At 62.4% G+C, this 25,407-nt stretch carries 19 protein-coding genes and 1 pseudogene; 5 read left to right on the forward strand and 15 right to left on the reverse strand.

Annotation, left to right across the window (positions count from 1 at the left end; genetic code table 11):
* Positions 1–71: 71 nt before the first annotated feature.
* The 7 genes and pseudogenes from V1283_RS35655 to V1283_RS35685 all read right to left on the reverse strand — a co-directional run bounded on the left by V1283_RS35655 (position 72) and on the right by V1283_RS35685 (position 8,339).
* Positions 72–2,039: an acetyl/propionyl/methylcrotonyl-CoA carboxylase subunit alpha gene (locus V1283_RS35655; protein WP_334393299.1), complete on the reverse strand. Its 1,968-nt coding sequence runs from the start codon at positions 2,037–2,039 to the stop codon at positions 72–74.
* A gap of 11 nt (positions 2,040–2,050) precedes the next feature.
* The gene (locus V1283_RS35660; protein WP_334391276.1) at positions 2,051–3,667 is read right to left on the reverse strand and encodes an acyl-CoA carboxylase subunit beta; all 1,617 of its coding nucleotides are present in this window, start codon (positions 3,665–3,667) and stop codon (positions 2,051–2,053) included.
* A gap of 77 nt (positions 3,668–3,744) precedes the next feature.
* Positions 3,745–4,611: a 3-keto-5-aminohexanoate cleavage protein gene (locus V1283_RS35665; RefSeq protein WP_334391277.1), complete on the reverse strand. Its 867-nt coding sequence runs from the start codon at positions 4,609–4,611 to the stop codon at positions 3,745–3,747.
* 66 nt (positions 4,612–4,677) lie between these two features.
* Complete coding sequence (locus V1283_RS35670) at positions 4,678–5,499, reverse strand: helix-turn-helix transcriptional regulator (protein ID WP_334391278.1); 822 nt, start codon at positions 5,497–5,499, stop codon at positions 4,678–4,680.
* 201 nt (positions 5,500–5,700) lie between these two features.
* Positions 5,701–6,357, reverse strand: a complete 657-nt coding sequence (locus V1283_RS35675; RefSeq protein ID WP_334391280.1) for a glutathione S-transferase family protein — start codon at positions 6,355–6,357, stop codon at positions 5,701–5,703.
* 32 nt (positions 6,358–6,389) lie between these two features.
* A pseudogene (locus V1283_RS35680) lies at positions 6,390–7,057 on the reverse strand (acyl-CoA dehydrogenase family protein).
* 127 nt (positions 7,058–7,184) lie between these two features.
* Positions 7,185–8,339, reverse strand: coding sequence for an acyl-CoA dehydrogenase family protein (locus V1283_RS35685; protein ID WP_334391281.1), 1,155 nt, complete (start codon positions 8,337–8,339; stop codon positions 7,185–7,187).
* A gap of 213 nt (positions 8,340–8,552) precedes the next feature.
* Here V1283_RS35685 and V1283_RS35690 point away from each other — a divergent pair, with 213 nt between their 5' ends.
* A complete protein-coding gene (locus V1283_RS35690) occupies positions 8,553–9,767 on the forward strand; it encodes an ABC transporter substrate-binding protein (protein ID WP_334391282.1) in 1,215 nt (404 codons plus the stop codon).
* A 29-nt stretch (positions 9,768–9,796) separates the two neighbouring features.
* Here the strand turns inward: V1283_RS35690 and V1283_RS35695 are convergent, their stop codons facing one another.
* Both V1283_RS35695 and V1283_RS35700 read right to left on the reverse strand, forming a co-directional pair.
* A complete protein-coding gene (locus V1283_RS35695; RefSeq protein ID WP_334391283.1) occupies positions 9,797–10,837 on the reverse strand; it encodes an amino acid ABC transporter substrate-binding protein in 1,041 nt (346 codons plus the stop codon).
* Positions 10,729–12,042 (reverse strand): aspartate aminotransferase family protein, encoded by a 1,314-nt coding sequence (locus tag V1283_RS35700; RefSeq protein WP_334391284.1) that lies wholly within the window; start codon positions 12,040–12,042, stop codon positions 10,729–10,731. The genes V1283_RS35695 and V1283_RS35700 overlap by 109 nt, the downstream gene beginning before the upstream one ends.
* 165 nt (positions 12,043–12,207) lie before the next feature.
* Between V1283_RS35700 and gcvA the strand changes: the two genes are divergently transcribed.
* A complete protein-coding gene (gene gcvA / locus V1283_RS35705; RefSeq protein WP_334391285.1) occupies positions 12,208–13,173 on the forward strand; it encodes a transcriptional regulator GcvA in 966 nt (321 codons plus the stop codon).
* A gap of 55 nt (positions 13,174–13,228) precedes the next feature.
* On the opposite strand, the gene V1283_RS35710 is transcribed toward gcvA, so the two are convergent.
* Together V1283_RS35710 and V1283_RS35715 are read right to left on the reverse strand one after the other, a co-directional pair.
* Complete coding sequence (locus tag V1283_RS35710; RefSeq protein WP_334391286.1) at positions 13,229–14,446, reverse strand: NAD(P)/FAD-dependent oxidoreductase; 1,218 nt, start codon at positions 14,444–14,446, stop codon at positions 13,229–13,231.
* A 160-nt stretch (positions 14,447–14,606) separates the two neighbouring features.
* A complete protein-coding gene (locus tag V1283_RS35715) occupies positions 14,607–15,185 on the reverse strand; it encodes a TetR/AcrR family transcriptional regulator (RefSeq protein ID WP_334391287.1) in 579 nt (192 codons plus the stop codon).
* Positions 15,186–15,296: 111 nt separating this feature from the next.
* On the opposite strand from V1283_RS35715, the gene V1283_RS35720 reads away from it, so the two are divergent.
* Positions 15,297–15,551, forward strand: coding sequence for a hypothetical protein (locus tag V1283_RS35720; RefSeq protein WP_334391288.1), 255 nt, complete (start codon positions 15,297–15,299; stop codon positions 15,549–15,551).
* 250 nt (positions 15,552–15,801) lie between these two features.
* Positions 15,802–19,233, forward strand: a complete 3,432-nt coding sequence (locus V1283_RS35725; protein ID WP_334391289.1) for an acyl-[ACP]--phospholipid O-acyltransferase — start codon at positions 15,802–15,804, stop codon at positions 19,231–19,233.
* A 220-nt stretch (positions 19,234–19,453) separates the two neighbouring features.
* On the opposite strand, the gene V1283_RS35730 is transcribed toward V1283_RS35725, so the two are convergent.
* On the reverse strand, positions 19,454–20,356 hold the full coding sequence (locus V1283_RS35730) for a caspase family protein (RefSeq protein WP_334391290.1): 903 nt from the start codon (positions 20,354–20,356) through the stop codon (positions 19,454–19,456).
* 506 nt (positions 20,357–20,862) lie between these two features.
* Here V1283_RS35730 and V1283_RS35735 point away from each other — a divergent pair.
* Complete coding sequence (locus V1283_RS35735; RefSeq protein ID WP_334391291.1) at positions 20,863–21,069, forward strand: hypothetical protein; 207 nt, start codon at positions 20,863–20,865, stop codon at positions 21,067–21,069.
* A 928-nt stretch (positions 21,070–21,997) separates the two neighbouring features.
* On the opposite strand, the gene V1283_RS35740 is transcribed toward V1283_RS35735, so the two are convergent.
* The 3 genes from V1283_RS35740 to V1283_RS35750 form a co-directional block, all read right to left on the reverse strand.
* Entirely contained in the window at positions 21,998–23,782 is a 1,785-nt protein-coding gene (locus tag V1283_RS35740) for a S8 family serine peptidase (protein ID WP_334391292.1), read from the reverse strand.
* A 17-nt stretch (positions 23,783–23,799) separates the two neighbouring features.
* Entirely contained in the window at positions 23,800–24,285 is a 486-nt protein-coding gene (locus tag V1283_RS35745; RefSeq protein WP_334391293.1) for a hypothetical protein, read from the reverse strand.
* A 116-nt stretch (positions 24,286–24,401) separates the two neighbouring features.
* Positions 24,402–25,184: a hypothetical protein gene (locus V1283_RS35750; protein WP_334391294.1), complete on the reverse strand. Its 783-nt coding sequence runs from the start codon at positions 25,182–25,184 to the stop codon at positions 24,402–24,404.
* Positions 25,185–25,407: the final 223 nt, after the last annotated feature.

The following is a 25,407-nucleotide window of genomic DNA, read 5'->3' on the forward strand; positions in this document are numbered from 1 at the left end:
TGGTGCCGTAGCCCGGGCGAGCGAAGCGACCCCGGGGACCGGCCCGCATATCGCTCCGCTCATGCGGGCTACTAAGCAAGCGCCGCCGCGATCTCCACCACGATTCTGCCTGTCGTCACCTGCTCGCCTTCGGCGACATCGATCGCCGACACCGTGCCGGCAACGCCCGCCGTGTGCACATGCTCCATCTTCATCGCTTCCAGCGTCATGACAGGCTGGCCGAGCGTGACCTGTTCGCCCGGCCTGACCAGCACCGCGACCACGCGGCCGTTCATCGCCGCGCGCACCTTGCCGTCGCCGCCGGCCGACGTGGCCGACACTGGGGCAGCGAGGGTCAGGTCGCGCACGGCGATCGTGGCGCCGCGATGCAGGAAATACAGCCGGTCGCCGTCGCGCAGGAATCTTGCCAACTCCATCATGCCGTCGGTGCGGAAGCGGATCGCGTCGCGGCCGAGTTCGTCAATCTCGAAACGAAGCTCGCTGCTATCGACGGCGGCGACATATCCGCCATCGCGGCCGCGCACGATATCCACCTCGTGCACCCCATGCCCTAGATCGATCCGCATCGTCAGCGGAAACGCCGCCGCCAGACTTCGCCCGCTGCGCCAGGGCGGTGCATGGGGGTTGGTGACGTAGAGCAGCAAGGCGGCCAGCGCGGCATCCGCGTTGGCGTTGGCGCGCGGCGCCAACAATTCGTCACGATGGTTACCGATGAAGGCTGTAGTCGCCTCACCCGTCGCAAAACCTGGATGACGCAGACAGGAAATCAAAAATCCCTGGTTGGTGGTGACGCCGAACGCGACGGTCTGCTCCAGCCCGCAAATCAGCCGGCCCCGCGCCTCGGTGCGGTCGGCACCGTGGCTGATGATCTTGGCGATCATCGAATCATAGAACGGCGGAATCTCGGAGCCGGATTGCAGCGCATGCTCGACGCGGACGCCATCCGGCATCTGCCACAACGCCATTTTGCCGGACTGCGGCATGAAATCATGGCCGGCGTCCTCCGAGCACAGCCGCACCTCGATGGCGTGGCCGGAGAATTTGATATCTTCCTGCGTAATCCCGAGCGGCTCACCTGCGGCGATGCGCAACTGCAGCTCGACAAGGTCCAGCCCAGTGATCGCCTCGGTGACGGGATGCTCGACCTGCAGCCGCGTGTTCATCTCCATGAAGTAGAACTCGCCGCCTGGATCGAGCAGGAATTCCAGCGTGCCGGCGCCCTCATAGCCGATCGACTTGACCGCTGATACCGCGACCGCGCCCATGCGAGCCCGCAACTCCGGCGTCACCTTGGGCGACGGCGCTTCCTCGATCAGCTTCTGGTGCCGGCGTTGCACCGAGCAATCGCGCTCGCCGAGATGAATGGCGTTGCCGTAGCGGTCGCCGAACACCTGGATCTCGATATGGCGGGGATCAAGGATGGCGCGTTCCAGAATCACGCTTGCGTCGCCGAACGCGCCTTGCGCCTCGGACCGCGCGCTGCGCAGCACGTCCGGGAATGCCGCGGCGTCCTTGACCAGCCGCATGCCGCGCCCGCCGCCGCCGGCAACCGCCTTGATCATGACAGGGAAGCCGATCTTCCCGGCCTCCGCCAGCATCACGACATCGCTTTGGTCCGTGCCCTGATAGCCGGGCACGACAGGTACGCCGGCCTTCTGCATGATGTCCTTGGCGCCGGCCTTGTTGCCCATCGCCCAGATCGCCTCGGGCGACGGCCCGATGAACACCAGTCCGGCATCGCGACAGGCTTGCGCGAAATCCTCGTTCTCGGCGAGGAAGCCATAGCCGGGATGTACCGCGCTGGCACCGCTGGCCTTGGCGGCAGCGATGATCGCGTCGATCCGCAGGTAAGACTGCGCCGGCAGCGCCTCTCCGATCCGCACCGCAGAATCGGCTTCGCGGACATGCAGCGCGTCGCGGTCGGCGTCCGAATAGACCGCAACCACGCCGTAGCCCAGCCGGCGCGCGGTGCGCATGATCCGCAGCGCGATCTCGCCACGATTGGCAACGAGGATCCTGAAGAACGGCGTCCGCTTCATCTCGATTCCGCTCATGGCCGCGCGACCGAGAATTGCATGCGCTGGGGCGTGCGGGCCTCGGCCTCCCGGCAGATCGCCAGCACTTCTGAAAGCACGCTGCGGGTATCGCGCGGATCGATCACGCCGTCGTCGAGCACGCGCGCGCTGGTCGAGAACACGTCCATCTGGCCGTCGAACACGCCGGTGATCTGCGCCTTCATGGCGTCGAGCTTTTCCTTCTCGATCGGCTTGCCGCGCCGCGCGGCGGCAGCTTCCGTCACGATCGCCATCGTTTCGGCTGCCTGCTCGCCACCCATCACGGCAGTCTTGGCGTTGGGCCAGGAGAAGCAAAAGCGCGGATGGAAGCCGCGCCCGCACATGCCGTAATTGCCGGCGCCGAAGGATGCGCCGCAGTAGATCGTGATCTGCGGCACGGTCGCCGAGGTCACCGCCTGGATCATCTTGGACCCATGCTTGATCATGCCGGCCTCTTCGTAGGCTCGGCCTACCATGTAGCCGGTGGTGTTGTTCATATACAGGATCGGCGTGCGCGACTGGCAGCAGGCCTGGATGAAATGCGTCGCCTTGTTGGCGCCGGGCACGTCGAGCGGGCCGTTATTAGTGATGATTCCGATCGCCTGCCCCTCGATGCGGGCGTGGCCGCACACGGTGGCGGGGCCGTAGTTCGCGCCGAACTCAGTGAAATCGGAATCGTCGACAAAGCGCGCGATGGCCTGACGCATGTCGACGGGACGCTTGTGGTCCATCGGCATGATGCCGAGCAACTCCTCCGCATCGTAGCGTGGTGGCTTGACTGACGCTTCCGCAGCCCTCGGCCGATCCCATTCCAGATTGGCCATGATGTCGCGCGCGATGCGCAGCGCGTCGCGATCGTCTTCGGCCAGATAGTCGCCGAGGCCGGAGATGGACGTGTGCATCTCGGCACCGCCGAGCTCTTCCTCGGTCGCAATCTCGCCCGTCGCCGCCTTCAACAGCGGCGGCCCGGCAAGGAAAGCCCGGGTGCGGCCGCGGACCATCACAATGTAATCGGATAGCCCGGTCTGGTAGGCGCCGCCCGCGGTCGATGATCCGTGCGTCACGGTGACAACAGGCAACCCCGCCGCCGACAGCCGTGCCAAGTTGCGAAAGATATTGCCACCGCGGATAAAATCCTCGACCCGGTAGCGCAGCAGGTTGGCGCCGGCGCTTTCGACCAGTTGCACGTAAGGCAGCTTGTTCTCCAGCGCCAGCTCCTGCACCCGCAGCGTCTTGTCGAGGCCGTACGGCTGCAGCGCACCGGCATCGATGCCTGAATCATTGGCGCTCACCATGCAGCGGATGCCGGAGACGAAGCCAATGCCGGCGATCGCCCCACCACCGGGAATACTCTTGTCGGCGTCGGGCACATCGAACATGTAGCCCGCAAGCGTCGACAGTTCGAGGAATGGTGAACCGGGATCGAGCACCAGTGCCACGCGCTCGCGCGGCAGCAACTGCCCGCGCTTGTGGAAGCGGTCCTTGGCCGCGGCGGATGCGGCTCGCGTGCGATCTTCAAGCGCGCGCATCCGCGCGATCAGCGCCAGCATGCCGTCGCGATTGGCCTTAAAGGCAGCGCCGCCGGTTGCGATCGTCGATTCGAGAATAGCCATAAACTAATTCACTCGAGATTCTCAGGTGCGCAATTGCGCACCATAGTTCACGCCTCGCGCGCCCCGGAATGACGACCTCAATGCCTTGTCCCAAAGATCTGCCGCGCTTCCGCTGGGCTCGCGATTTCGCGGCCCGCGCGCCGTGCGCAAGCGGCGATCGCCTCGATCAACTGCCCGTTCGAGGTCACCTTGGTGCCATCGCCGAGATAAAACGTATCCTCTAACCCGGTGCGGAGATGCCCGCCGAGATCGGCGCAGCGCTGGTGCAGCGGCCAGATTTCGGCGCGACCGATCGCAGTGACCTGCCAATGCGCTTCCGGCAATTTCAGTTTCAACAGGATCGGCAGCAGGTCCGGATCAGCCGGCATGCCGGAGGCGACGCCCATCACGAAATTATATTCGAGCGGGCCGGAATACATGCCGGTCTGCCGGTACATGCCGACGCAGCGCACGATGCCGACGTCGAAGCATTCGAATTCGGGAATCGTACCCGCATCCTTCATGACGTCGAGATAGTCCTGCACCTTCTCGACCGCGTTATCGAACATCATCGGCGGCCACGCCCAGGTATTGTCGGACTTCACCTTGAGATAATTCAGCGAGCCGGCATTGCAGGCCGCGATTTCAGGCTTCGTTTCGCGCACGCAGTCGAGCACGCCCTGATATTTCGGACCCGAGGTGCCCGTGGTGTGGTTGATAATGACGCCGGGGCAGGCCTCGCGTATCGCCTGCTGAATTTCTCTGGACACGTTGACGTCCCAAGACGGCAGGTGCCCCTTGTTCGGCTCCTGCTGGCGCAGGTGAACATGCATGATGCTGGCGCCGGCGTTGAACGCGGCCTTGGCCTCGCGCGCCATCTGCTCCGGCGTGACAGGCACGTTGTGCTGCTTCGGATCGGTCAGCACGCCGTTCAGCGCGCAGGTAATGACGGCCTTGTCGCCCATGGATCAGCCTTCGATTGCGAGACGCGAGGAGTCGCGAAAACAGCTTTCGCGATCATGCGTCGGGCATCAGCCGGCTTCTTGCGTCCACCCGCTATTGTCGGCGACGGCATGGCGGTGGCTATAGATCGCCAGATCGCGCGAACCTGAAAAGATCGCGCGCGGCTTCAAGCCGTAGAAGCGGCGGATCGAGTGGCTGAAATGCGTGGAGTCGGGATAGCCGATATCCTGCGCGAGATGCGCAAGGTTGATGTCCTGGTTGGCGAAGTGCAGCAGATGCCGCGCCCGCTTCCAGGCGCGGAATGAGCGAAATGATATTCCGGTCTCTTCCTTGAACAAATGCAGGAAGCGCGACGGGGACAATCCGGCTTCGGCGGCGCAGCTCGCCGCCGTCACCGGCTCGCCGGAGAATTTTCCGATCTGCAGAATCGCGCGCGCCACCCGGCAATCGAGTTCGCGCCGCGGCAGCGCTTCGCCGAGACAAAGCGTATCGAATTCGGCGCTGGTGAATTCGTCGCCGGCATGATGCTCGCGCAGTTCGCGATAAGCGGCGCGGATGCGGCTGGTGAAAGCTTCGCCTTCAGGCCCCGCGAGGCGTCTGGCAAGCTCTTCGAGCACGCCGGGACGAACGCTCTCCGGCTCGATCACGATGCTGAGCACCGAACGATGGTCGCTGGCGATGGTGTGCCTGGCGTTCGGGAGCACGGCGACCATCTCGCCATAGCTCTCGCGGCCATCGGCGGTCGTGAGCCACAGCCCGCCCTCGAACGAGACATAGATGTTGAACGCGCCTGAACAGCGTTGGCGCGGCCGGCCGAGTAGGCCCGCGTAAAACACGCGCTCAGGGATGATCAGCATCAGATGGCCGGATTTGTGGCCGGTGTCGTCCATGGTTCGTCCTCCCCGCGCGGCTCTTTGGCCGCTGCGACGGGCTCAACCATAGCGGAAAATTGGTGTCTGTCACCGACGGAAGAGGCTGTCATTCCGGGGCGATGCGAAGCATCGAACTGTGGGGCGCCCCTTGCGCCCCTGAGAATCTCGAGATTCCGGGTCTGGTCCTTCGGACCATCCCGGAATGACGGCGGTTTCCCTTCAAGCCCTTATCCTTGGCGCCACATTCTGCTCGACACCGGCCTTGCGTTCCGCCGCAACGGCGCGCTTGTAGCCGTCACGTTCCTGCAACCGGGCCCAATAGGCGGCGACATTGGGGCCAAAATCCTTGGCGAGCCCGATATTGCCCGCAAGCCGCAACGCATAACCGTTCACGATGTCGGCTGCGGTGAACCGGCCGGCGCACAAGGTTTCGGCATTCGCGGTGGCTGCCTCGACGGCGCGCAGCCGGCCGAGGAACCATTTGGCGTAGTCGCCGGCCACCTGCGGGTTGCGGCGCTCCTCCGGTTCGAGCTGGCTGTATCTCAACACCAGCGTTTGCGGAAAGGTCAGCGTGGCGTCGCTGAAATACATCCAGTTCAGGAAGGCGCCATAGGCCGGATCGTCCTGCCCGACCACCAGCGGTGTCGGCCCATATTTGGTGCCGAGATAATAACAGATGCCGGAAGACTCCGTCATCTTGGTCTCGCCGTCGATCATGAACGGAATGGTGCCGAGCGGATTGATCGCGAGATATTCCTTGGCGAACACCCGCGGCGGGAACGGCAGCATTTTCAGCTCATAGGGCAACCCCATCTCTTCCAGCATCCAGAGCGGACGGAACGAGCGTGCACCGTCGCAGTGATAGAGCGTGATCATCAGGCGTTCCTCATCAATATCTCTGATTTCTCTTATTGGTTTTTCGGCAGTGTGCCCATCATCTTGCATAGCACCGTCAGCATCACCTCGTCGGCACCGCCGCCGATCGAGGTCAGGCGGCTGTCTCGGTAGGCCCGGCTGACCGGCGTCTCGTTCATAAAACCCATGCCGCCCCAGAACTGCAGGCAGGCATCGGTAAGCTCGCGGCCCAGACGGCCCGCCTTGAGCTTGGCCATGGTGGCAAGCCGGGTCACGTCCTCGCCCGCGACCAGTGCTTCGGCCGCGCGTTGATCGAGGCGACGTCGGAGCCGGCGCCGGGCTCGGAGACGCCGATGCAGGCCACCGCGTCGCCGGCAATCGCGGGGCCAAGAAACTCGCGGCGCACTTCGTCCGAACCAAAGCGCGCCAGCGCTGGCGTCGCCATATCGGTCTGCACGCCGATCGCCATCGGCACGCCCCCGCACGTGATGGCGCCGAGCTCTTCGGCCATCATCAGCGCGTAGGAGTAATCGAGCCCCTGGCCGCCGAACTCGACCGGCTTGTTGAGGCCGAGGAAGCCGAGATCGCCGAGCTTCTTGAATAGCGCATGCGCCGGGAAGATGTCGTTCTTCTCCCATTCGTCGACGAACGGATTGATCTCGGCGGCGATGAATTTTTGCAGAATACGGCGCGGTGCGTCGTGGTCGGCTGTGAAGAGCATCTTTTGTTTTTCTCCGTCATTCCGGGGCAGCCCAAAGGGCTGAACCCGGAATCCCGACATTGTCTGACTCATCTCCAGATTCCGGGTTCGCGCTACGCGCGCCCCGGAATGACGGTGTGTGTGACACTCACAGCCCCATCTGCCTCGAAGCGAGATCCTTCATGATCTCTTCCGTCCCGCCGCCGATGGCGTTGACCTTGACCTCGCGGTAGATGCGCTCGACCTTGACGCCGCGCATGAAACCGGCGCCACCAAAGATCTGCACGGCCTCGGAGGCGCAGAATGCCATGGTCTGGGTCGCCTGGTTCTTCATCATGCAGATTTCGGCAACCGGGCTCTCGCCCTGCCCGAGCCGCCACGCCAGCATTTCCAGCATCGCCTGCGACGCCGCGACCTTCTGGGCCATGTCGACCAGCTTGTGACGGATCACCTGGTGTTGCGCGATCGGTTTGCCAAAAGTCTTGCGCTCCTTGGCATAGGCAATCGCCTCCTCGACACAGACGCGGGCATAGGCGGTGCAGCTCGCCGCCATGCCCATGCGCTCGCTGTTGAAATTGTGCATGATGATCTTGAAACCCTGGCCCTCCTCGCCGATGAGGTTTTCGGCCGGCACGCGGCACTCGTCGAAATGCAGCGTCGCGGTATCGGACGCCCACCAGCCCATCTTCTTCAGCTTTGTGCGTGACAGGCCCGGCGTGTCACCTTCGATCAAGAGCAGGCTAACGCCGCCCGGCCCCTCGCCGCCGGTGCGCACCGCGACGGTCAGATAATCGGCCCGCATGCCCGAGGTGATGAAGGTCTTTTCACCGCTGACGACATAATGGTCGCCGTCGCGGCGCGCCTTGGTGCGGAGATTGGCGACGTCGGAGCCGCCGCTCGGCTCGGTGATCGCGAGCGCGGAGATTTTCTCGCCCGACAGCACCTGCGGTAGCACCCTGTCCTTGACCTCAGCCCTCGCAGCGCGTGCGAACGGCGGCGAACCGATGGTGTGGCTCATCAGGCTCGCACTGATCCCGCCCGCGCCGGCGCGCGCCAGCTCCTGCGAAACTACGATTTTCATGAACTGGTCGGCGGCGACGCCACCATATTCTTCCGGGAAACCGAGCCCAAGCAGCCCGATCTCGGAAGCTTTCCGATAAAGCTCGCGCGGAAACTCGCCGGCCTCGTCCCATTCATGGGCATAGGGCTCGATCTCACGCGTCACGAAACGGCGCATCACGTCGCGGAAGGCCTCGTGTTCGGCCGTATAGAACGGGCTTTGCACCCTTGTGCGCTCAAGCATGGTTTCCTCCCGGGGGATTACGATGCCCCGATTTGGCTCGCGTAAACTTGCGTTGAGCGGCTGGCATTATCTTGCAGACGCGGCCTGCCGCGCCAGCGTTTTCCCGACGCATGCCGCGTCCAGCAACTCAACGCAAGACCGGTTCCCTATGGGTGCCTAGCCTTGCCTAAAACCAATAACACATCATCGGCCATTCGCCGGGGAGGATGAAGCATGATCCGAGCGAGCAAATCCGCCCTGGCTTTCTATTTTTCGACGCTGCTCTCCCTCACTGCCGCAACAACCGCCTCCGCCCAGCAACCCGGCATCACCGACGCCGAGATCAAGTTCGGCAACATCATGCCGTATAGCGGCCCGGCGTCGGCGCTCAGCGTCACCGGCAAGGCATTTGCGGCCTATTTCGACCTGATCAACGAGAAGGGCGGCGTCAACGGACGCAAGCTCAACATGGTCTCGCTCGACGACGGTTTTTCGCCGCCAAAGACAGTCGAGGCGACGCGCCGATTGGTCGAGAACGACGGCGTCGCCTTCATGTTCGGAACCATGGGCACCGCGCCGAGTTCGGCGACCGCAAAGTATCTCAACGGCGCGAAGGTGCCGCATCTGTTCCTGATCAGCTCCGCCTCGAAATGGAACGACCCGGTCAACCAGCCATGGCTGATGGCGCTGCCCTGGGCGCCCAACTACGTCGAGGAAGCCGGCATCGAGGTGCGCTTCGCCCGCGCCAAAAATCCCAATGCGCGCTTTGCGATCCTTTATCAGAACGACGATGCCGGAAAGGATTATCTGCGCGGCGTCAAGGAGGCGCTTGGAGCGGATGCCGACAAGGCGATCGCGATGGCTGCGAGTTTCGAAGTCGCCGATCCCACGGTGGATTCGCAGATCCTCACGCTCGCCAACACCAAGGCCGACGTGTTCCTGATCTACAGCGTGACGCCGCGTGCGTGCGCGCAAGCGATCCGGAAGGCGCACGAGACCGGCTGGCGTCCGATGCGTTTCATATCCTCGGGCTGCGCCAACAAGGAAACGGTGATGGTGCCGGCAGGGCTCGAAGCGGCGACCGGCATCATGTCGGTCGGCGCGCTAAAACCCTATTCGACAGATTCCACCGACGCGGACCTGGTTACCTACCGGGACTTCATGAAGGCGCGGCTGCCCAATATCGATCCGGCCAACATGGCGGCGGGCTATGGCTACATGGTCGCCCAGGCGCTGGTCGTGGTGCTGACCCAGTGCAAGAACGATCTCAGCCGCGAAAACATCATGGCGCAGGCGGCCAACCTCAAGGGCGTCGCGCTGCCGATGCTGATGCCAGGCGTCAAGCTCAACACCTCGCCGACGGATTACCGTCCGATCAAGGACGGCTATATGGTCGAGTTTCGCGACAACCAGTTCAACGTGATCAGCGAATTGCTGCGCGGCTCCTGAACTGGCGGCCTGCCTGTGCCCGCACGGATCTACGGAGTGAGCGCGTCGCTAGGAGATGCGACGCGTGCCTTCATCGCATCGCTCATGGGCAGCATCAGGCTCTGTCCCTTCGGCGGAATCGGCGACTCGAACCACTTTGAGTAAAGCTTGTTGAACTCGCCCGATGCCATCTTCTGCCTGATCACGGAGTCGACCAGCGCTTTGAACTCTGGATCCTCTCTCCGGGTCATCAGCCCGTAATAGGTCGGCGCGTAGGTTGCGGGCAGCATCCGGAAGACCTTGGGGTCGGGCGAGTTGGCGACCAGTCCGGCAACCAGGATGTCGTCCTCGAACCACGCCGCGGCGCGGCTCGTACTCAACATCAGGAGGGATTCGGCATGGTCCTTGCCTTGAACGATCTTCGCATTCAGCTTCTGGTCAGCGATGATCTTGTGGACTCCCGCGAGATTCAAGGAGCCTTGCGTAACAACGATCGTCTGCCCGTCGAGTCCATTCAGCTCGGTAACCGGAGAAGTCGCCGCAACGAGCCAGCGCGGCGATGCCACGTAAGTCGCGATGGAAAAGGAGACCTGCTTTTGCCGTTCGGCGGTGTTGGTCGTGCTGCCGCATTCGATGTCGATGGTGCCGTTCTGGAGAAGCGGAATGCGGTTGGATGCATTCACCGGGATGTACTCGATCTCCAGCACCGGCCGTTTCAATTCGGATTTGATCCTGCCGGCGACCGCTGCACATAGTTCGAGCGAGAGACCCGTCGGCTTGTTGTCAGCCCCCAGATAGGCGAATGGAATGGACGCCTCCCGGTAGCCGAAGGAGATCTTGCCGACCTCTTTGATCTTTTCGAGGGTTTGGCTCGCCGCTTGACCCGGATGAATATCGAGCATCGCGAGCGACAGGGTGGCAATTGCGAGGATTGACGAACAGTTGCGGATCATTTCAGCCTCCAGACATGCTCCAGGCAGATTTATTTTCGCGTCAGCTCGTCGAGGCTTTCCTTCAAGGCCCGATCCAGGATTTCGACGGCCCTGTCGATTTCGTCGGTCGAGACGGTCAGCGGCGGCGCGATACGCCATACCGATCCGCGCTCAGGACGGCGGCGGATGTTCATGCTCAGCCCGTACTCGAAGCACTTCCGGGTGGTCAGTCCGCCGAGCTGATGAGCCGCGCGCCTGCTGTTGCGATCGGTGACCAGTTCGACGCCGAGCAAAAGTCCCGCCCCCCTGATATCGCCGATCTGTTCGTACTTTTGCTGCAGCGCCTCGAACTTGTTACGCAGATAGCCGCCCATGACGTTCGCCCGTTCGACGAGTTTTTCTTCGGCAATCACGCGGAGCACCGCCAGTCCGACCTCTGCCAACAGGGGATCGGACACGTGGCTGGTGTAGTAGGTGAAATGATCGTCGTGGAGCTTGTTCTCGATCTTCTCGGTGGTCGACACCGCAGCGATCGGCAGCCCTCCGCCGAGTGTCTTCGACATTGTCATGATGTCAGGAACAACGCCGAAATACTCCGACCCGGTCCTCTTGCCGATGCGTCCAAAGGCGGTTTGCGCTTCGTCAAAAATCAGCAGCATTCCACGGTCGTCGGCAGCCCTGCGAAGCGCGTCCATGAACGCCTTGGGAGGCACCAGCACACCGCCAGCGCTGATGATGGGCTCGGCTATGATCGCGGCGCCACGCCCGCTCGACTGCATGTCGAACATCTTCAACGCGAGATCGAGATTGGCGAGCGCCGATTGCTCGACGCTACCCTTGTCGATGTACGGCCGGTAGGCATTGGGTTCGGGAATGACGAAGACGCCGGGCGGCGGCACGCCATAGCCTTTTCGATCGCTCGCCATGGAGACCGAGGCGGCCCCTCCGGTGATGCCATGCCATGAGCCGCCAAGGACGAGGACTTCGTAACCGCCGGTGTACATCTTGGCCATACGGAGCGCGACTTCCGTCGCCTCGGAGCCGGTATTGATGAAGATAGACTTTTTGAGACCGCCCGGCAGCCAATCCCTGGCCAGGACTTGCGCAAGCTCGGCGACGACTTCAGGGATCATTCCGCTAAACAGGTGAAATGCTTTCTTCCCCGCACGCTCCACCGCCTCGACGATCGCGGGGTGATTGTGGCCAATCGTGGCGCACATCTGGCCTGACGTGAAATCGAGGTATTCGCGCCCATCGCTATCCGTGACGATGGTCCCCTTCGCCGAGGTAAAGAGGTTCGGGAAGATGTCCCCGCCATATCTGACAAGGAATTCGTCTGCGGCCGTCTTCAACGCTGACGTCATATGCCTTCCTCCGACAAGCGGCGTCGATCGCCGCGAATGTAGGCGCGGCGCAGCCGAATCCGTTATCCGTTCGCGGGCTTATTCGAGCAGGAACCTGTTGCTTCGGGGCGTTCGTGGTATGACAATCGCCTCAGTCCACGGCGACATTCGTACCGGGCGGCCATGATGAGCGCCATTTCAAAAAACTCAGCAGCCGATGAAGTTGAGTCAACGCATCGGCCCAGAATGCCGCCGCTGAAGGCGTTGTTGGCATTTGAAGCAGCCTCGCGACACGGCAGCTTTAGCCGCGCCGCCGAGGAGCTCGGGGTCACGCCTTCCGCAATCAGCCACCATATTCAGAACCTCGAGGATTTCCTTGGCGTTCAGGTCTTTTCCCGGCACGCCGGCCGCGCTGCCCTCACGAATGCCGGCCGTATCTACGCAGGCGAGATAGAGCGTGCTTTCGGAACGATCATGGGAGCGACCAGACTGGTGGCTCCCCAGTCTCAGCGGGACCATTTGTTTATCGCCAGCGGCCCCAGTTTTGCAGCCAAGTGGCTGCAGCCGCGGATAGGGAATTTTATCGAGCAACACCCGGAGATCGGGATCAGATTGTCGACAATCTCTGACTTGCGCGATCTTGAGACCCTACGCTTCGACCTCGCCATTGCCTATGGGCGCCCTCCCGTCGTCAATGGCAGACAGATCGAACCGCTTTTGGCGGAGCGCTTGCGCCCTTTATGCAGTCCGCGATTGATCGAACAGATTCAGCTTCGCGAGATAAGCGATCTTAGCCGTGCCACCTTGATCCATTCCTCCAACGCGCTGACCTGGACTGACTATCTTCGAAAGGTCGTTGGCTCGACTATCAAGGCACGCCACGAACTTTGGTTCGATCGATCCACCATGGCCATAGACGCGGCTGTCGAAGGCTTGGGAGTCGTCCTGGAGAGCGAGCTTCTCGCTGCCGACGAACTGGAAAAGGGCACGCTCGTCGCGCCGTTCGATCATCCCAGGTTCGCGGTCGAGACGGTCTCCTACTATCTTGTGCGGTCCGCCGAAGCAAAAAGCCGTAGCTATGTCGGCGCGTTCGAATCCTGGCTGCGCATGAAGATCACGGCCGCGAACCTGCATACGGCAACGCTGACGTGACGTGTGCCACCCAATACTGCCGGTCCGGTGGCGCAAAGCGGTCCGATGCAATCAATTATCGACGTGCAACTGGTGGCGGCTTCTGCACCGTCGGTGCGGCGGCAGCCAGAATGTCCGCGCGTACACCGTTCCTCGGCGGATAGATCCGCTGCCGGTTGATCACTTGCTTGGTCGCCTTCGCGGGGGCTCCGGATGTGTACAGCTGGCGGTCCCATCCGACGGTATGAAGCGCTCCCCAGGTTCCGAGATCGAGCACGGTCACATACCAATCGATGTGAAGTGGAAGCATCGGCTGTCCAAGCAAATCAGCCACAACGTTATTCCCGGCAAAGCGGCCCATCGGTCTTGCGAACTGGCAGGACATCACGGTGCAATGTTCACCGTCCGCGACGCAGGAAGCCACATCGCCGGCGGCAAAGATGTTTGTCGCACCGGCCACGCGCATGAAATGATCCACATGGAGGCGACCAAGCCGATCCCGCTCGACCGCTATCGTCTGGGCCACGGGGCTTGCCCTCATGCCCGCGCACCACACGACTGTCCGTGCCGGGATCATTTCACCGGAGCTCAGCGTGACGCTGCTTGCATCGACTGAAGTGACCGTTACGTTGAGCCGCGTTTCCACACCCAGCGCCGCCAACGCTTCGCTGACGATCGGGCGCGCTTGTTCCCCGATCGTCTCGCCCACGATGGGGTTTGGATCGACGAGAATGACGCGCCGGTTGCCGGCGATGCCCGCCTTTTCGAGCTTGCCCGGCATCTCTGTTGCGACTTCGATGCCCGTAAAGCCGGCGCCCACGATGACCACCGTGGCAAGGCCTTCCGAAGCCGCTTGCTCGCCCAATCCGGCGAAGTGCGTGTCGAGCCGAACGGCCGCCGCGTAGGTATCCACGTCAAAGCCGTTGGTCATCAGCCCGGGTATTGCAGGGCGCACCAACTGGCTGCCAAGCGCCAGCACCAGCCGATCGTATCCAATGACCTCGCTGCCGCCGTTCGTTGTGACGCTGACATGTTGCTTGACGGGATCTATTTCCCGGACCTCCGCAACCCTGTGATCGACCCCGGCCGGGTCAAGCAGTTCGACAAGCGGTATGGCCGCATCGCTAATGTCGACCTCATAGTTGCGTACCCTGATGTTGTGGTAGGGGTTGCGATCGACGACGAGGATTTCGACATCCGCTGCCGGCGCACCAATTTCGTCGCGCTTGCGCGCAGCACCGAGGGCGGCCCAGAGCCCTGCGAATCCCGCACCAAGGACAACAATGCGCGCCATATGATTTTCCCGAACGCCCGGCTGGAGCTAATCTCGCGGGAGGAACGGAATCAAGCTTGTTGAGTGCCGTCAAATCCTGCGCGCGCATCGTACTGCTATCCCGTTCTTCATTCCGCCGCCGGCCACAATCGCGGCGTGATTGAACGCAAGCGGCGCGGGGTCAGCCCTCGCCGTCTCGCGCTTTATCAAGCGGGATGCCCAACCCCGCCAGGTGTGTATCCACGAATTGCGCCAGCTGTTGGCGCAGCTTTTCCGGCGGCACCGCGACCATTCGCTCTTCCAGGCCGAGCGAAATGATGCCGTGCACGGCGGAGAACATCATGCGCGCCAGCAACGCCACCTCTTCCGGATTTCGGTCGGGCAGGAGCCGGACCATCGGCTCATGCATCCGCGCAAACGCCTGCATCACCATCCGCAGGATGTCTTCCGGGAAAGGCCGGTCGTTCTCCATCCGGTGTTCGAACAGCGAGCGCAAAAGATTGGCGTGATCGGCCGCGAAGGTCAGGTAGGTCTCAGCCAGTCCGTTGAGCTGGCGGACCGGGTCTTCGGCAGGGACCGCGACCAGGCGGGCGGTCAGGGTCCGAACCGTCTCGCGATTCACGGTCAGGATCAGGCCGTCGAAGTCGCCGAACTCGTTATAGACGCTTCCGATCGAGCAGTCGGCGGCCTCCGCGACATCCCGAACCTTCAATGATCTCAATCCATTAGCGGCAATCAAGCCGCGTGCGGTCTCGATCATGAGATGGCGCCGCGATTTTTTTTTGCGTTCCCGCAAAGATTCTTCTTGAGCAATGCTCACGCTTGCCCTATACATTTTGAACAATGTTCATTTAACCCGGAGGCTACCCCGATGCAAACCCTTGTTTCCCGACTGACCACCACTTTCGTCGACGATGCCATCGAACTCGTGAAGGGATTTGGCAAGGTTATCGTCCGCATCGCCACCGCGCCGATCGAGCGCATTGCCAATGCCTGCGACGTCGGCGGCGTTCTGGCCCGCCGGCAGGCGGCGCGTCGTCTGCGCGCGATGATGAAAGCCCATCATCCTTGCAGCCCGTGGAAGCGCTCGCTCTCGCCGTTTGCCTCCCTGCACTACTTGACCTGAGGCGCCGCCGCTTTCGTTCAAATGTGTCTCCAATCGTAAGAAAGGGATCACCATGCCGCGGCAAATCATCCGCCAGGTCCCAGGCGACAATGTCCGGATAACTTTCCGTACAACCATTCAATGCAACCGTGCCCGGTGACCACTTCGCGCATTGGCCACAACCTTCGCACGACCGACGACGCTCACATTAGCAGCTCACGATTAGTAGACCACATCCGGGATTGCCCGGCCGAAGTAACAGGAAATAGTCATGATCAAGGAATTGCTGTCCTCTCGCCGCTTCGCCCCGCTGTTCTGGTCGCAATTCTGTTCGGCACTGAACGACAATGTGCTGAAGAATGCGCTCGTCATCATGCTGCTCTATGGCGTGGCCGCCGAAGAGGGCGCTCCACTGGTGACGCTGGCCGGCGCGGTCTTCATCTTTCCCTTTTTCGTGCTTTCGGCGCTCGGCGGCGAACTGGCCGACAAATTCGTCAAAATGACCGTCGCGCGACGCCTGAAGTTCGCCGAAATATTTGCCGCCTGCTTTGCGGCCGCCGGCTTCTACATGCATTCGATCCCGTTGCTGTTCGTGGCGCTCGCGCTGTTCGGCGTGGTGGCAGCGCTGTTCGGCCCGGTGAAATACGCGATCCTTCCCGACCAGCTTTCGGTTTCCGAACTCGCGACCGGCAACGCCCTTGTCGAGGGCGCAACCTTCATGGCGATCCTGATCGGCACGATCGCCGGCGGACTGTTTGTCGCAGGCGCCTCGCATATGGGATGGATTTGCCTGGCCGTGGTCGGGCTGTCGATCCTGTCCTGGGCGTTCGCGGCTCGTATCCCGGTGAGCCAGCCGTCCGCGCCTGATCTGCCGATCACGGCCAATCCCTGGACCTCCACCGTTCGCCTTTTGAAGACGCTCTACGCCGAACCGCGCCTGTGGGACGGCATGGTGATCGTGTCCTGGTTCTGGATGGTCGGCGCGATCGTGCTGTCGCTGCTGCCCGCACTGGTCAAGGGCGGCGTCGGCGGCACCGAAGGCGTCGTGACAGTCTGCCTCGCCGTGTTCGCGATCGGTATTGCCGCAGGCTCGCTGTTTGCCGCGCAGCTCAGCCACGTGCGCCCAAATCTCGCGCTGGTGCCGATCGGCGCCATCGTGATGGGCATCGTCGGCCTCGATCTGGCCTGGGCCGTCGGAAGCACGGTGCAAGGAACCGACGTAACGGCCGCTGCATTCACCACTTCCTTCGCCGGCGTCCGGATGCTGGCCGATTTCTTCCTGTTCGCCGTGGGCGGCGGCTTGTTCGTGGTGCCGTCCTTCGCCGCTGTCCAGGCATGGTCCGCGCCATCGGAACGGGCCCGCGTGATCGCGGCCGGCAATGTGCTGCAGGCGGCCTTCATGGTCGTCGGCTCGCTGCTCGTCGCGGGACTGCAGGCGGTTGGTCTTCCGGTTGCCTGGATCTTCTTCGGCCTTGCGATCGCAAGCTTTGGCTCGGTCTGGTTCGTGCTCGGCAAATGGGGCCGCGAAGGCGTGCGCGACTTCGGTGCGCTGCTGTTTCGTGCGCTATTTCGTGTGGAGGTCCGCGGCATGGAGAATCTACCACCGGCCGGCACCCGCATGCTGATCGCGCCGAACCATGTCAGCCTGGTCGATGGCCCGCTGCTGCATGCCACACTGCCGATCGACGCCAGCTTTGCCGTCGACACCGGGATTTCCAAGGCGTGGTGGGCAAAACCGTTCCTGAAGCTGATCAAGCACTACACCATGGATCCGAGCAAGCCGCTGGCGGCGCGCGACCTGATCAAGCTGGTGGCGTCGGGCGAGCCGGTGGTGATTTTCCCCGAAGGCCGTATCACGGTGTCGGGCTCGCTGATGAAGGTCTATGACGGCACCGCGATGATCGCCGACAAGGCCGATGCGGTCGTTGTGCCCGTCCGCATCGAGGGCGCGCAGCGTTCGCGTCTGAGCTACCTGAAGAATGGCGAGATCAAGCGCTCGTGGTTCCCCAAGGTGACGATCACGATCCTGCCGCAGGTTAAATTGTCGGTCGACCCTTCGTTGAAGGGCAAGACCCGCCGCAACGCTGCCGGCGCCGCGCTGCAGGACGTCATGATCGACGCCGTGGTCAAGAACGCCATGCTGGACCAAACTTTGTTCGAAGCGCTGGCACATGCCCGCCGCGACCGCGATACCGGCAAGCCGATCATCGAGGACGCGCTGGGCACCAGGCTGACCTATCGCAAGATGATCCTCGGTGCCCAGGTCTTGAGCCGCAAGCTCGAGAAGGGCACCGTTGCCGGCGAGAATGTCGGCGTGCTGCTGCCGAATTCGGCCGGCGTCGCCGTCGTGTTCATGGCGCTTCAGACCATCGGCCGCGTGCCGGCGATGCTGAATTTCTCCGCCGGCCCGGTCAACGTGCTGGCGGCGATGCAGGCCGCGCAAGTCAAGACCGTGCTGACTTCGAAAGCGTTTATCGAGAAGGGCAAGCTCGACAAGCTGATATCAGCCATCGCCGGACAGGCCAGCGTCGTGTACCTGGAGGACGTGCGTGCCGGCATCGGTTCGCTCGACAAGGTCCGCGGACTGCTCGCCGGCACCGCGCCGCGCGTGGCGCGCAAGGCGGACGATCCGGCGGTGATCCTGTTCACATCAGGGTCGGAAGGCACGCCCAAGGGCGTCGTGCTCTCCCATCGCAACATCCTGGCCAATGCGGCCCAGGCGCTGGCGCGCGTCGACGCCAATGCCAACGACAAGGTGTTCAACGTGCTTCCCGTGTTCCACTCCTTTGGCCTGACGGGAGGAATGATGATGCCGATGCTGGCCGGCATTCCAATCTTCATGTATCCGTCGCCGCTGCATTACCGGATCGTGCCGGAACTGATCTACCAGACCGGCGCCACCATCCTGTTCGGCACGGACACCTTCCTCTCCGGCTACGCGCGCTCGGCCCATGCCTACGACTTCCGCACCCTGCGCCTCGTGATCGCTGGCGCGGAGGCGGTGAAGGACCGCACACGGCAGGTCTACATGGAGCGCTACGGCATCCGTATCCTCGAGGGTTACGGCGTCACCGAGACCGCGCCCGTGCTCGCGATGAACACGCCGATGGCGAATCGTCCCGGCACCGTCGGCCGGCTGTCGCCGCTGATGGAGGCCCGCCTCGACCCCGTTCCCGGAATCGAGGAAGGCGGGCGTCTGTCGGTGCGCGGGCCCAACGTCATGCTCGGATATCTCCGTGCGGAAAACCCCGGCGTGCTGGAGCCGCTCGCCGCCGGCTGGCACGACACCGGCGACATCGTCACCATTGATGCGGCCGGGTTCATCGCCATCAAGGGCCGCGCCAAACGCTTCGCCAAGATTGCCGGCGAGATGGTCTCGCTGTCGGCGGTCGAAGCCATGGCCGCAGCGCTGTGGCCGCAGGCGATGTCGGTCGCGGTATCTATACCCGACGCACGCAAGGGCGAGCGGATCGTACTCCTGACCACGCAGAAGGATGCCGAGCGCGCGCCGATGCAGCGCCAGGCCAAGACCGTGGGCGCGTCCGAACTGGCGGTGCCGGCGGATATCCGCGTGGTCGACAATTTGCCGCTGCTGGGCTCCGGCAAGACCGACTATGTCGGCGCAACCAAGCTTGCCAAGGAACTTGCGACGCCGGCCGAGCCGGAGCAGCAACAGGAAGTCGCTGAACAGGAAGTCGCATAACGTTATCGCGTCGCCGCGGGATCAATGACGATCCTGCGGCGAGTCGGTCGGGCGAACCGCCAGAATCGCAGTAACCGTTCCGCATTGTCTTTCGTTAGCCCGGCGAACTGGCCTTTACCCCTGGCGAGTCCGCTCGCCGCGCATCTGCCCGACCTGGTTTTCGCTCAGCCGGAGCAATGCTCTGATGAGGCAATCAATCGCTATCTGCAGGGTGGTGGCTTTACTTCTGTACTACGATCGGAGCGTTTTCGGTGGCAATCGGCGCGAGGGACGACGTCGTCAGATCGGGATCATCGCCGGGATTTAAGTGCACGTCCTCTAAAAGCGAGGAGGACACCGACGGCATTTGCGCGCCATTGGAAGCGCGAAAGACGGCGACACGGGTCTTGTTGAAGACGCCTTCAGCGCTAACATGCGCGTTGAGATTATTAAGCAACTCAGTAACGAGAACGCTGTGCTCGCCCTTCGTGTCATCGGCGACCTTGCCAGGTGTATTAGACGAGATGATGAGCGCGTTGTTGGGAGCGCTGACTGGCGCAAGTCCGTGGGAAAAGGAGCGGAAACGGCGTTCATAGGGATTGCGTCGAGAGGCGTCGATGACGGCCAGCGTGGCGCGAGCGCCCCGCTCCTTAATTGCGTGGAGCACGGTTTCGACGGACATCCCCTCTTGGCGCACATCACCTTCCTTCCAGATCACCGCATCGGTCGGCATCATGTAGGTTTCGTGGCGAGACTGCACCCCATAGCCGCCGAAAAACAACATCACGACAGATCCGGGCTTGATCCTGGATTTTAAGCGCTCGACCGCGCGAGTCATATCTGCCTTGGTGGCGTCCTCAACCATATCGACATCGAATCCGTGGCGGCGCATTGCATATGCCAGACCGCTTGCGTCGTTGATGGGTTGACTTAATGGCTCGGCGGCGTCCGGGTAATTGCCGTTGCCGATAATGAGCGCCAGCTGGATAGCGCTGTCTGTTTCCTGGGTAAACGCCATCTTTGCGGCTTCCGGGGCGCGCAGATCCAACGCTGCATTCGCGCCGATCGCCAACAATGCCACGCAGACAAGACTGCAAATAGCGGTAAGCAAGTGGCGAACAGTGTAGTGCTCCGTCACTTTCATTTGACCCCCCAACTAAACCGCGAGAACTCCCATACTGCAAAAGCGTTTGCTGCACGACCACGCACGAAGATCACAATCAATCGCGAGAGCAGACGTCTCCCCCTGTCATTCGAAGAGCATGCGTAAAATTTCTTGAGCGCCGGTTAGGCGACATGGTTTCTCGCAATTTGCAGTGTTTGGTAAATAAACTATGCGAGTCTCGCGGCGTAAACTGCGTGCCATTGCTTGGCGCAAATAAGCCAGCCTTTGGATTTGAATCCGCCGTTTCCCTTCCACGCTTCGCCTTTCAGGAGGCGACAGCAGATGGATTGGCACAGATGCGGATCGAAACTTCAATTCATTTTTGGCTGGCTGCGCCGTTGCCGCTTCACTTGTGCTCGCCGTGTAGTGAGCGCCGCACCTTAGTGTTTTCTTCACCATCCGCGTGAACTTGCAAATAGCCAATTTTCTCAAATTGGCTGAAACACCTGCCTGCTACGCTCTGCATAGATCAGCAGGGGACCAACATGTCGAAGCACCTAGATGGCATCTTGATCGATGAAACGCATTCACGGGCTATCTGCACCGAGATCGGCGAACGCTTACGTTCAATACTTAATGAGAATGCGCCGCCGCCACCCAGGCTGGCCGCGCTCCTGGCAAGATTGAACGAGTTGGATTTTCACGAGTCTCCTTCGATCGTTTCGGGAATGGAAGCTTTTGAGCCAGCTTGATCGCTTCTATTCAGTTGAGAACAGCCTTCCGACGGTTGAAAACCTGCGAGCGAAAGGTGCAGATCGGCGATACCAACAGCTGCATAGCCCGCGCGTGGCCTGTGGTTACGGACAAGGGCTTGTGGTTCGGTCTCCTCCACCCTCGAAAGCTGACATAGCCGCGCCTGGACCGAATGTCGGCTAAAGGTCAGACTCGGAAGTCAGGCGACGCAATCGCGACTTCCGCTCTTCCCCCAGTAGCGGACATTCCTGAGTCCGGCTGTGACGTCCGAAAAGTGCCAGAAGGGGAAGTCGCGAGCGGCGGTCAAAGGAGAGCGCCCCGCGCAATGTCCGGCTTATCTTATCTCAGACATCCGACGTCGGGAGGGTTGGAGCGCCGTCCGGCTCGGGGCTAGAACCAGAAATTGAACTTCGCGCGCCCGAGCGATCCGCCCCGCAGTGGTTTACGCTGCCCAATCTATAACTGCGTCTATAAAGGTTTGAGCCTGACGGATCGCATCTAGTCTGGTGGCGCAAACGCCGACCGTAACCGTTTTGCCCTTTCCTACGGTCCATTTCCAACCGCGCGGAAAGTTCATTTCGACGACCGAGAAACTGATGCCGCGATGTTCCACGGAGGGCCTCCGTTGACCATTTCGTTGCGCGCCGATGGAAGCTACTGCTTTCGCTAGACGAGGTCCAGCTCAGCTTCGAGATGGGGCACGGCATGTCGCAAACGTGCCATCAATAAGCGACGTCACCCGCAAAGGCGTGCGCTCAGCCGTTTCCAAAAATGAGCGAATAGGTGGCCCGGCCTAGGAACTTGCGGTTCCCCTGTTTCTAGAAACCTCGCGACCGAGATCGCTATTTGTGATGCGCGATTTGCGACGCGCACGCGGGCGCACTAGGCGAAGCTATTGCGCCCGTTGGACCAGGCACGAACACGAACTCAACGCGCGCCGGAAAGACCCGCGAGCATCATCGCCGCCTTAAGCTCGCGCACGCCCGCATCTGCGCTGTGCTCAGGCGCCAACGACCATGGCGTCGGATTCAGCGGCAGTTGCGAAACATTGGCCGGACCGCGCGGCGGCTCGAACAAATTCGCCTCGCTCGCATTTGAGCGAATCTGGTTCAGCTGCCGGATGGCGCTGCGCATCTCCGCCAATTCGGCATTGAGCGTCGCTCCGATCGGCTTGGCTGCGGAGCGGACGCCAAGTGCGCGCGCCGCGTCGGGGAGGCCGGCGCCGGTCAGCCAGGGATGACCGATCGATTGTGCGGTGCCTTTGAGAATCTGGAACAGTCGTTCGACCCGGTGAAAGTCCCTTCTCGTGAAGCCGCCTTTGAAATCGCTATGGTGCGCGAGGACCAGCGCCGCTAGCGCTGTCACATGCGCGGCCGCCAGCGAGGTACCGTCGTAAACGGCGTAGCCGTCCGGCGATTGGCAGGCGATGACCGCTACCCCGGGCGCGCATAGATCGAGCTCGGGCCCGCGACAGGCGAACGGCGGCACAAATAGCCCGCGGGCGATCGGACCCGCCGCCGCCGCTTGAGCCGCCTGCGGGCTGTCGTCCGGGTAGCTTCCGAGTTGTCCGATCGCGCCAACCGCCACCACATGTTGGGAACTGGCGGGGAACAGCACCGCTCCAGCGGAATTGCCGGCCGCGGCGATGATGGCGACGCCCTGCTGTTTCGCCGCGACGATGCGCTGCTCGACGATGGCCGAGCCCCGCTCGCAGCCGAACCCAAGGCAGGCGACGTCGATCTCTCGCTGCAGGCAATAGTCGAGCGCGGCGACGAGATCGCTGCAACGCGCGTCGAGAGGAAGCCTGCACACATGCGGTTCCGCGTCCGGCGCATAGCCGCGGATGCCGTGGATATCGGCCGCAACGGCGCTGATGATACCCGCGCACGGCGTGCCATGGCCGACGTCGTCCTGCAACCAGGTCCGTTGTTCGCCTCCCCTGATATCTATGCCGTGTCCGATTCCGGCCAATTGCTTGTGGCCGGTGGCAACGCCGCTGTCGATCAGGGCGACCTTGATTCCGGCACCGCGGCATTGAGCGGGAAGTTGATCGAAACGTATCGCTTGACCGCCCCAATCCAGCGTCTCGGGCAGCGACAGTGACTGCAGGGTGAAGGCATTCACGGTGTCGGCCCGAAGCTCCGGCCGATGCCGCCAAAGGCCCCAATAGCCGGAGCGCGGCTTGATGAACAGGTCGGTGACGGTTTCGGCCGGTTCGCCATAAAGAATGAGATCGACTTTGCCGTCCTTGTCGGTCCGCCCTTGAACCGTGCCGCGTTCCCCGACCAGTTGTACAGCGGCAAACTCGACGGGCTCACCGCTCTCGCCCAACGTTTGAGCCGTCACCCTAAAGGTCCCGCCGAACGCGGTCGTCGCAGCGATCACGGGCGTTTGCGGCAAGGCGCCGGGGAACGAGGCGGCTCGCAGGGGGCGGTCCGGCTCGATGACGAACGCGCCGGCGCCAGAGCGGCGCAGCGCAGCTGCGGTTTCGTCGGACGCGCGCACCACCGCAATCGGCGGGCAGAGATTTTCACGCTCCGCGTAGGTTCGTAAGATCTCGATATTGCCGATCTGCTCGAGCCGATCGACCAGGGTCTGCCTGGTGACGCCCGGTCCCGCCGGCGCAATCATGTATTGGCTGGTAGGCGCGCTCGCCGGTTGGCGCCGACGGCTGCGCGAGGCGGAGCCCTTACCATCTGAATTTTCGCTCATGATGTGGTCTCCAAAATTCAATGAACGGATGACAGGGTCTGGTCGGCCGAAGCCGCCCGCGGTGGCGGAAGGCGGGGATCGGCGGCCCGGATCGTTTCGATCGCGCGATAGGCCAGCCAAATCAGGTTGAAGGCTTGAGCGTAGTCGCGCGCCACGAACCTGTGCGCGGCCTCCGTGACGATCGGAATGCAGTTCTGGAGGCCGGCATATTGCCCGGCGTTGGCTTCGAGATAGGCGGAGAACGTGCGCAGCTGTTCGGCGATGATATCACTGATGAAATTCTCCGAAGCCTGACGGTCAAGCGCCGGATTCGGAGTGGCAAAACCGGCCCCGCCCTGAAGCGAGGGATCGAAGGCTTGCGACGGGTAGGCTTCCTGCGGGAAGGCTTGCGACTGCAGGCGCAGCAGAAGCGGCATCAAATTGCCGAGCAGGCCGACGAGTTGCTGGAGGTCTTGCGTCGGCGGCTGCGAAGCGTTGGAGGCCGTAGGATTGGAGGCGGGCATAGTGGTTCTCCTTCATCAGGCGCGTCGTTGAAATCGACGCGTTCGAATAACGCTCGACGGCGACCGCCGCGCCGAACCGGGCGGCGGCCGCAGATTGCCGGTGAAGCCGACAGCTGTCAGATCATCCGCTGCTGCTGACCAAAAGCCTGAAGGTTGCCGATGACCTGCGGAATCACGCCGATCAGCTGGCGGGTGACATCAGCGACGTCCTGCTGCGTTAGTTGCCGGCCTTGCTGAGCGCCGTATGCCGACTGGAATTGCGGCATGCCAAACGGCGTCCCGAAGCCTTGTCCGAATTGACCGAGGCCTTGTTGGCCGAACCCTTGCTGACCGAAGCCTTGCTGACCGAAGCCTTGCCCGCCTTGCATAGCGGCGTATTGCAGTTGCGGCTGGTTCTGCAGCATTCCGACGATTTGCGGTACGATAGGCATGAGCTGCCGGACCACTTCGTTGACATCCTGCTGACTCAACTGTCGCGGCGCCTGGCCAAAGGCCGCGTAGCCGATCGCCCCGTGCGACTGCTGTGCCTGGGCCAAAATTTGAGGCAGCGCCGGCACCAATTGCCGTACCACCTCATTCACATCCTGCGGCGAAAGCTGGCGTTGCTGACCGCCCCACTGCTGCCCCCACTGCGGTTGCTGCTGGCCCCAGCCCTGATGAGGCTGCGCGCCCCCTCCTGCACCGTATCCAGAGGCACCGAAGGCGGGTTGACCGCCATATTGGCCGTATTGTTGTTGGCCATATGCCGGCTGTCCCGGTCCATAACCGCCTGAACCGTAGCCGCCCGGTCCGTAGCCGGCCATCGCCTGCATCCATGGCGCGTTGAACGCTGACCAACCTTGCGGATTAGACTGCCAATTGTGCGCGGGGTTTTGTTGCTGGGTATCGAAGTGTGTCATCGCTTAATCTCCCTTGCGATGGGTGGTGCCCTCAGCCCACAACGAACGAAGACGACGTGCTCTCGTCTTCGCACTCGAACTGGTCTTTGCGACCGAACATTTCGCGACGAGCAAGCCGCCATCCCAGCGGCATGACGCACTCGCACGCGATCACTCAATCGGGATCAATCAATCGGAACCGGTTGTATGCAAAAAACAGTTCAGTCCACATCCGTCAACGTCT

The sequence above is a fragment of the Bradyrhizobium sp. AZCC 2262 genome (assembly GCF_036924535.1).
Classification (GTDB): Bacteria; Pseudomonadota; Alphaproteobacteria; order Rhizobiales; family Xanthobacteraceae; genus Bradyrhizobium.

Coding starts and splice junctions, on each gene's coding strand:
- V1283_RS35720 (WP_334391288.1), top strand. CDS start 15,297: ATGCAAACCCTTGTTTCCCGACTGACCACCACTTTCGTCGACGATGCC.
- V1283_RS35670 (WP_334391278.1), bottom strand. CDS start 5,499: ATGGACGACACCGGCCACAAATCCGGCCATCTGATGCTGATCATCCCT.
- V1283_RS35745 (WP_334391293.1), bottom strand. CDS start 24,285: ATGCCCGCCTCCAATCCTACGGCCTCCAACGCTTCGCAGCCGCCGACG.
- V1283_RS35660 (WP_334391276.1), bottom strand. CDS start 3,667: ATGGCTATTCTCGAATCGACGATCGCAACCGGCGGCGCTGCCTTTAAG.
- V1283_RS35695 (WP_334391283.1), bottom strand. CDS start 10,837: ATGGCGTATCGCGCCGCCGCTGACCGTCTCGACCGACGAAATCGACAG.
- V1283_RS35655 (WP_334393299.1), bottom strand. CDS start 2,039: ATGAAGCGGACGCCGTTCTTCAGGATCCTCGTTGCCAATCGTGGCGAG.
- V1283_RS35725 (WP_334391289.1), top strand. CDS start 15,802: ATGATCAAGGAATTGCTGTCCTCTCGCCGCTTCGCCCCGCTGTTCTGG.
- V1283_RS35750 (WP_334391294.1), bottom strand. CDS start 25,184: ATGACACACTTCGATACCCAGCAACAAAACCCCGCGCACAATTGGCAG.
- gcvA (WP_334391285.1), top strand. CDS start 12,208: ATGAGCGCCATTTCAAAAAACTCAGCAGCCGATGAAGTTGAGTCAACG.
- V1283_RS35715 (WP_334391287.1), bottom strand. CDS start 15,185: ATGATCGAGACCGCACGCGGCTTGATTGCCGCTAATGGATTGAGATCA.
- V1283_RS35735 (WP_334391291.1), top strand. CDS start 20,863: ATGTCGAAGCACCTAGATGGCATCTTGATCGATGAAACGCATTCACGG.
- V1283_RS35700 (WP_334391284.1), bottom strand. CDS start 12,042: ATGACGTCAGCGTTGAAGACGGCCGCAGACGAATTCCTTGTCAGATAT.
- V1283_RS35690 (WP_334391282.1), top strand. CDS start 8,553: ATGATCCGAGCGAGCAAATCCGCCCTGGCTTTCTATTTTTCGACGCTG.
- V1283_RS35710 (WP_334391286.1), bottom strand. CDS start 14,446: ATGGCGCGCATTGTTGTCCTTGGTGCGGGATTCGCAGGGCTCTGGGCC.
- V1283_RS35740 (WP_334391292.1), bottom strand. CDS start 23,782: ATGAGCGAAAATTCAGATGGTAAGGGCTCCGCCTCGCGCAGCCGTCGG.
- V1283_RS35730 (WP_334391290.1), bottom strand. CDS start 20,356: ATGAAAGTGACGGAGCACTACACTGTTCGCCACTTGCTTACCGCTATT.
- V1283_RS35685 (WP_334391281.1), bottom strand. CDS start 8,339: ATGCTTGAGCGCACAAGGGTGCAAAGCCCGTTCTATACGGCCGAACAC.
- V1283_RS35665 (WP_334391277.1), bottom strand. CDS start 4,611: ATGGGCGACAAGGCCGTCATTACCTGCGCGCTGAACGGCGTGCTGACC.
- V1283_RS35675 (WP_334391280.1), bottom strand. CDS start 6,357: ATGATCACGCTCTATCACTGCGACGGTGCACGCTCGTTCCGTCCGCTC.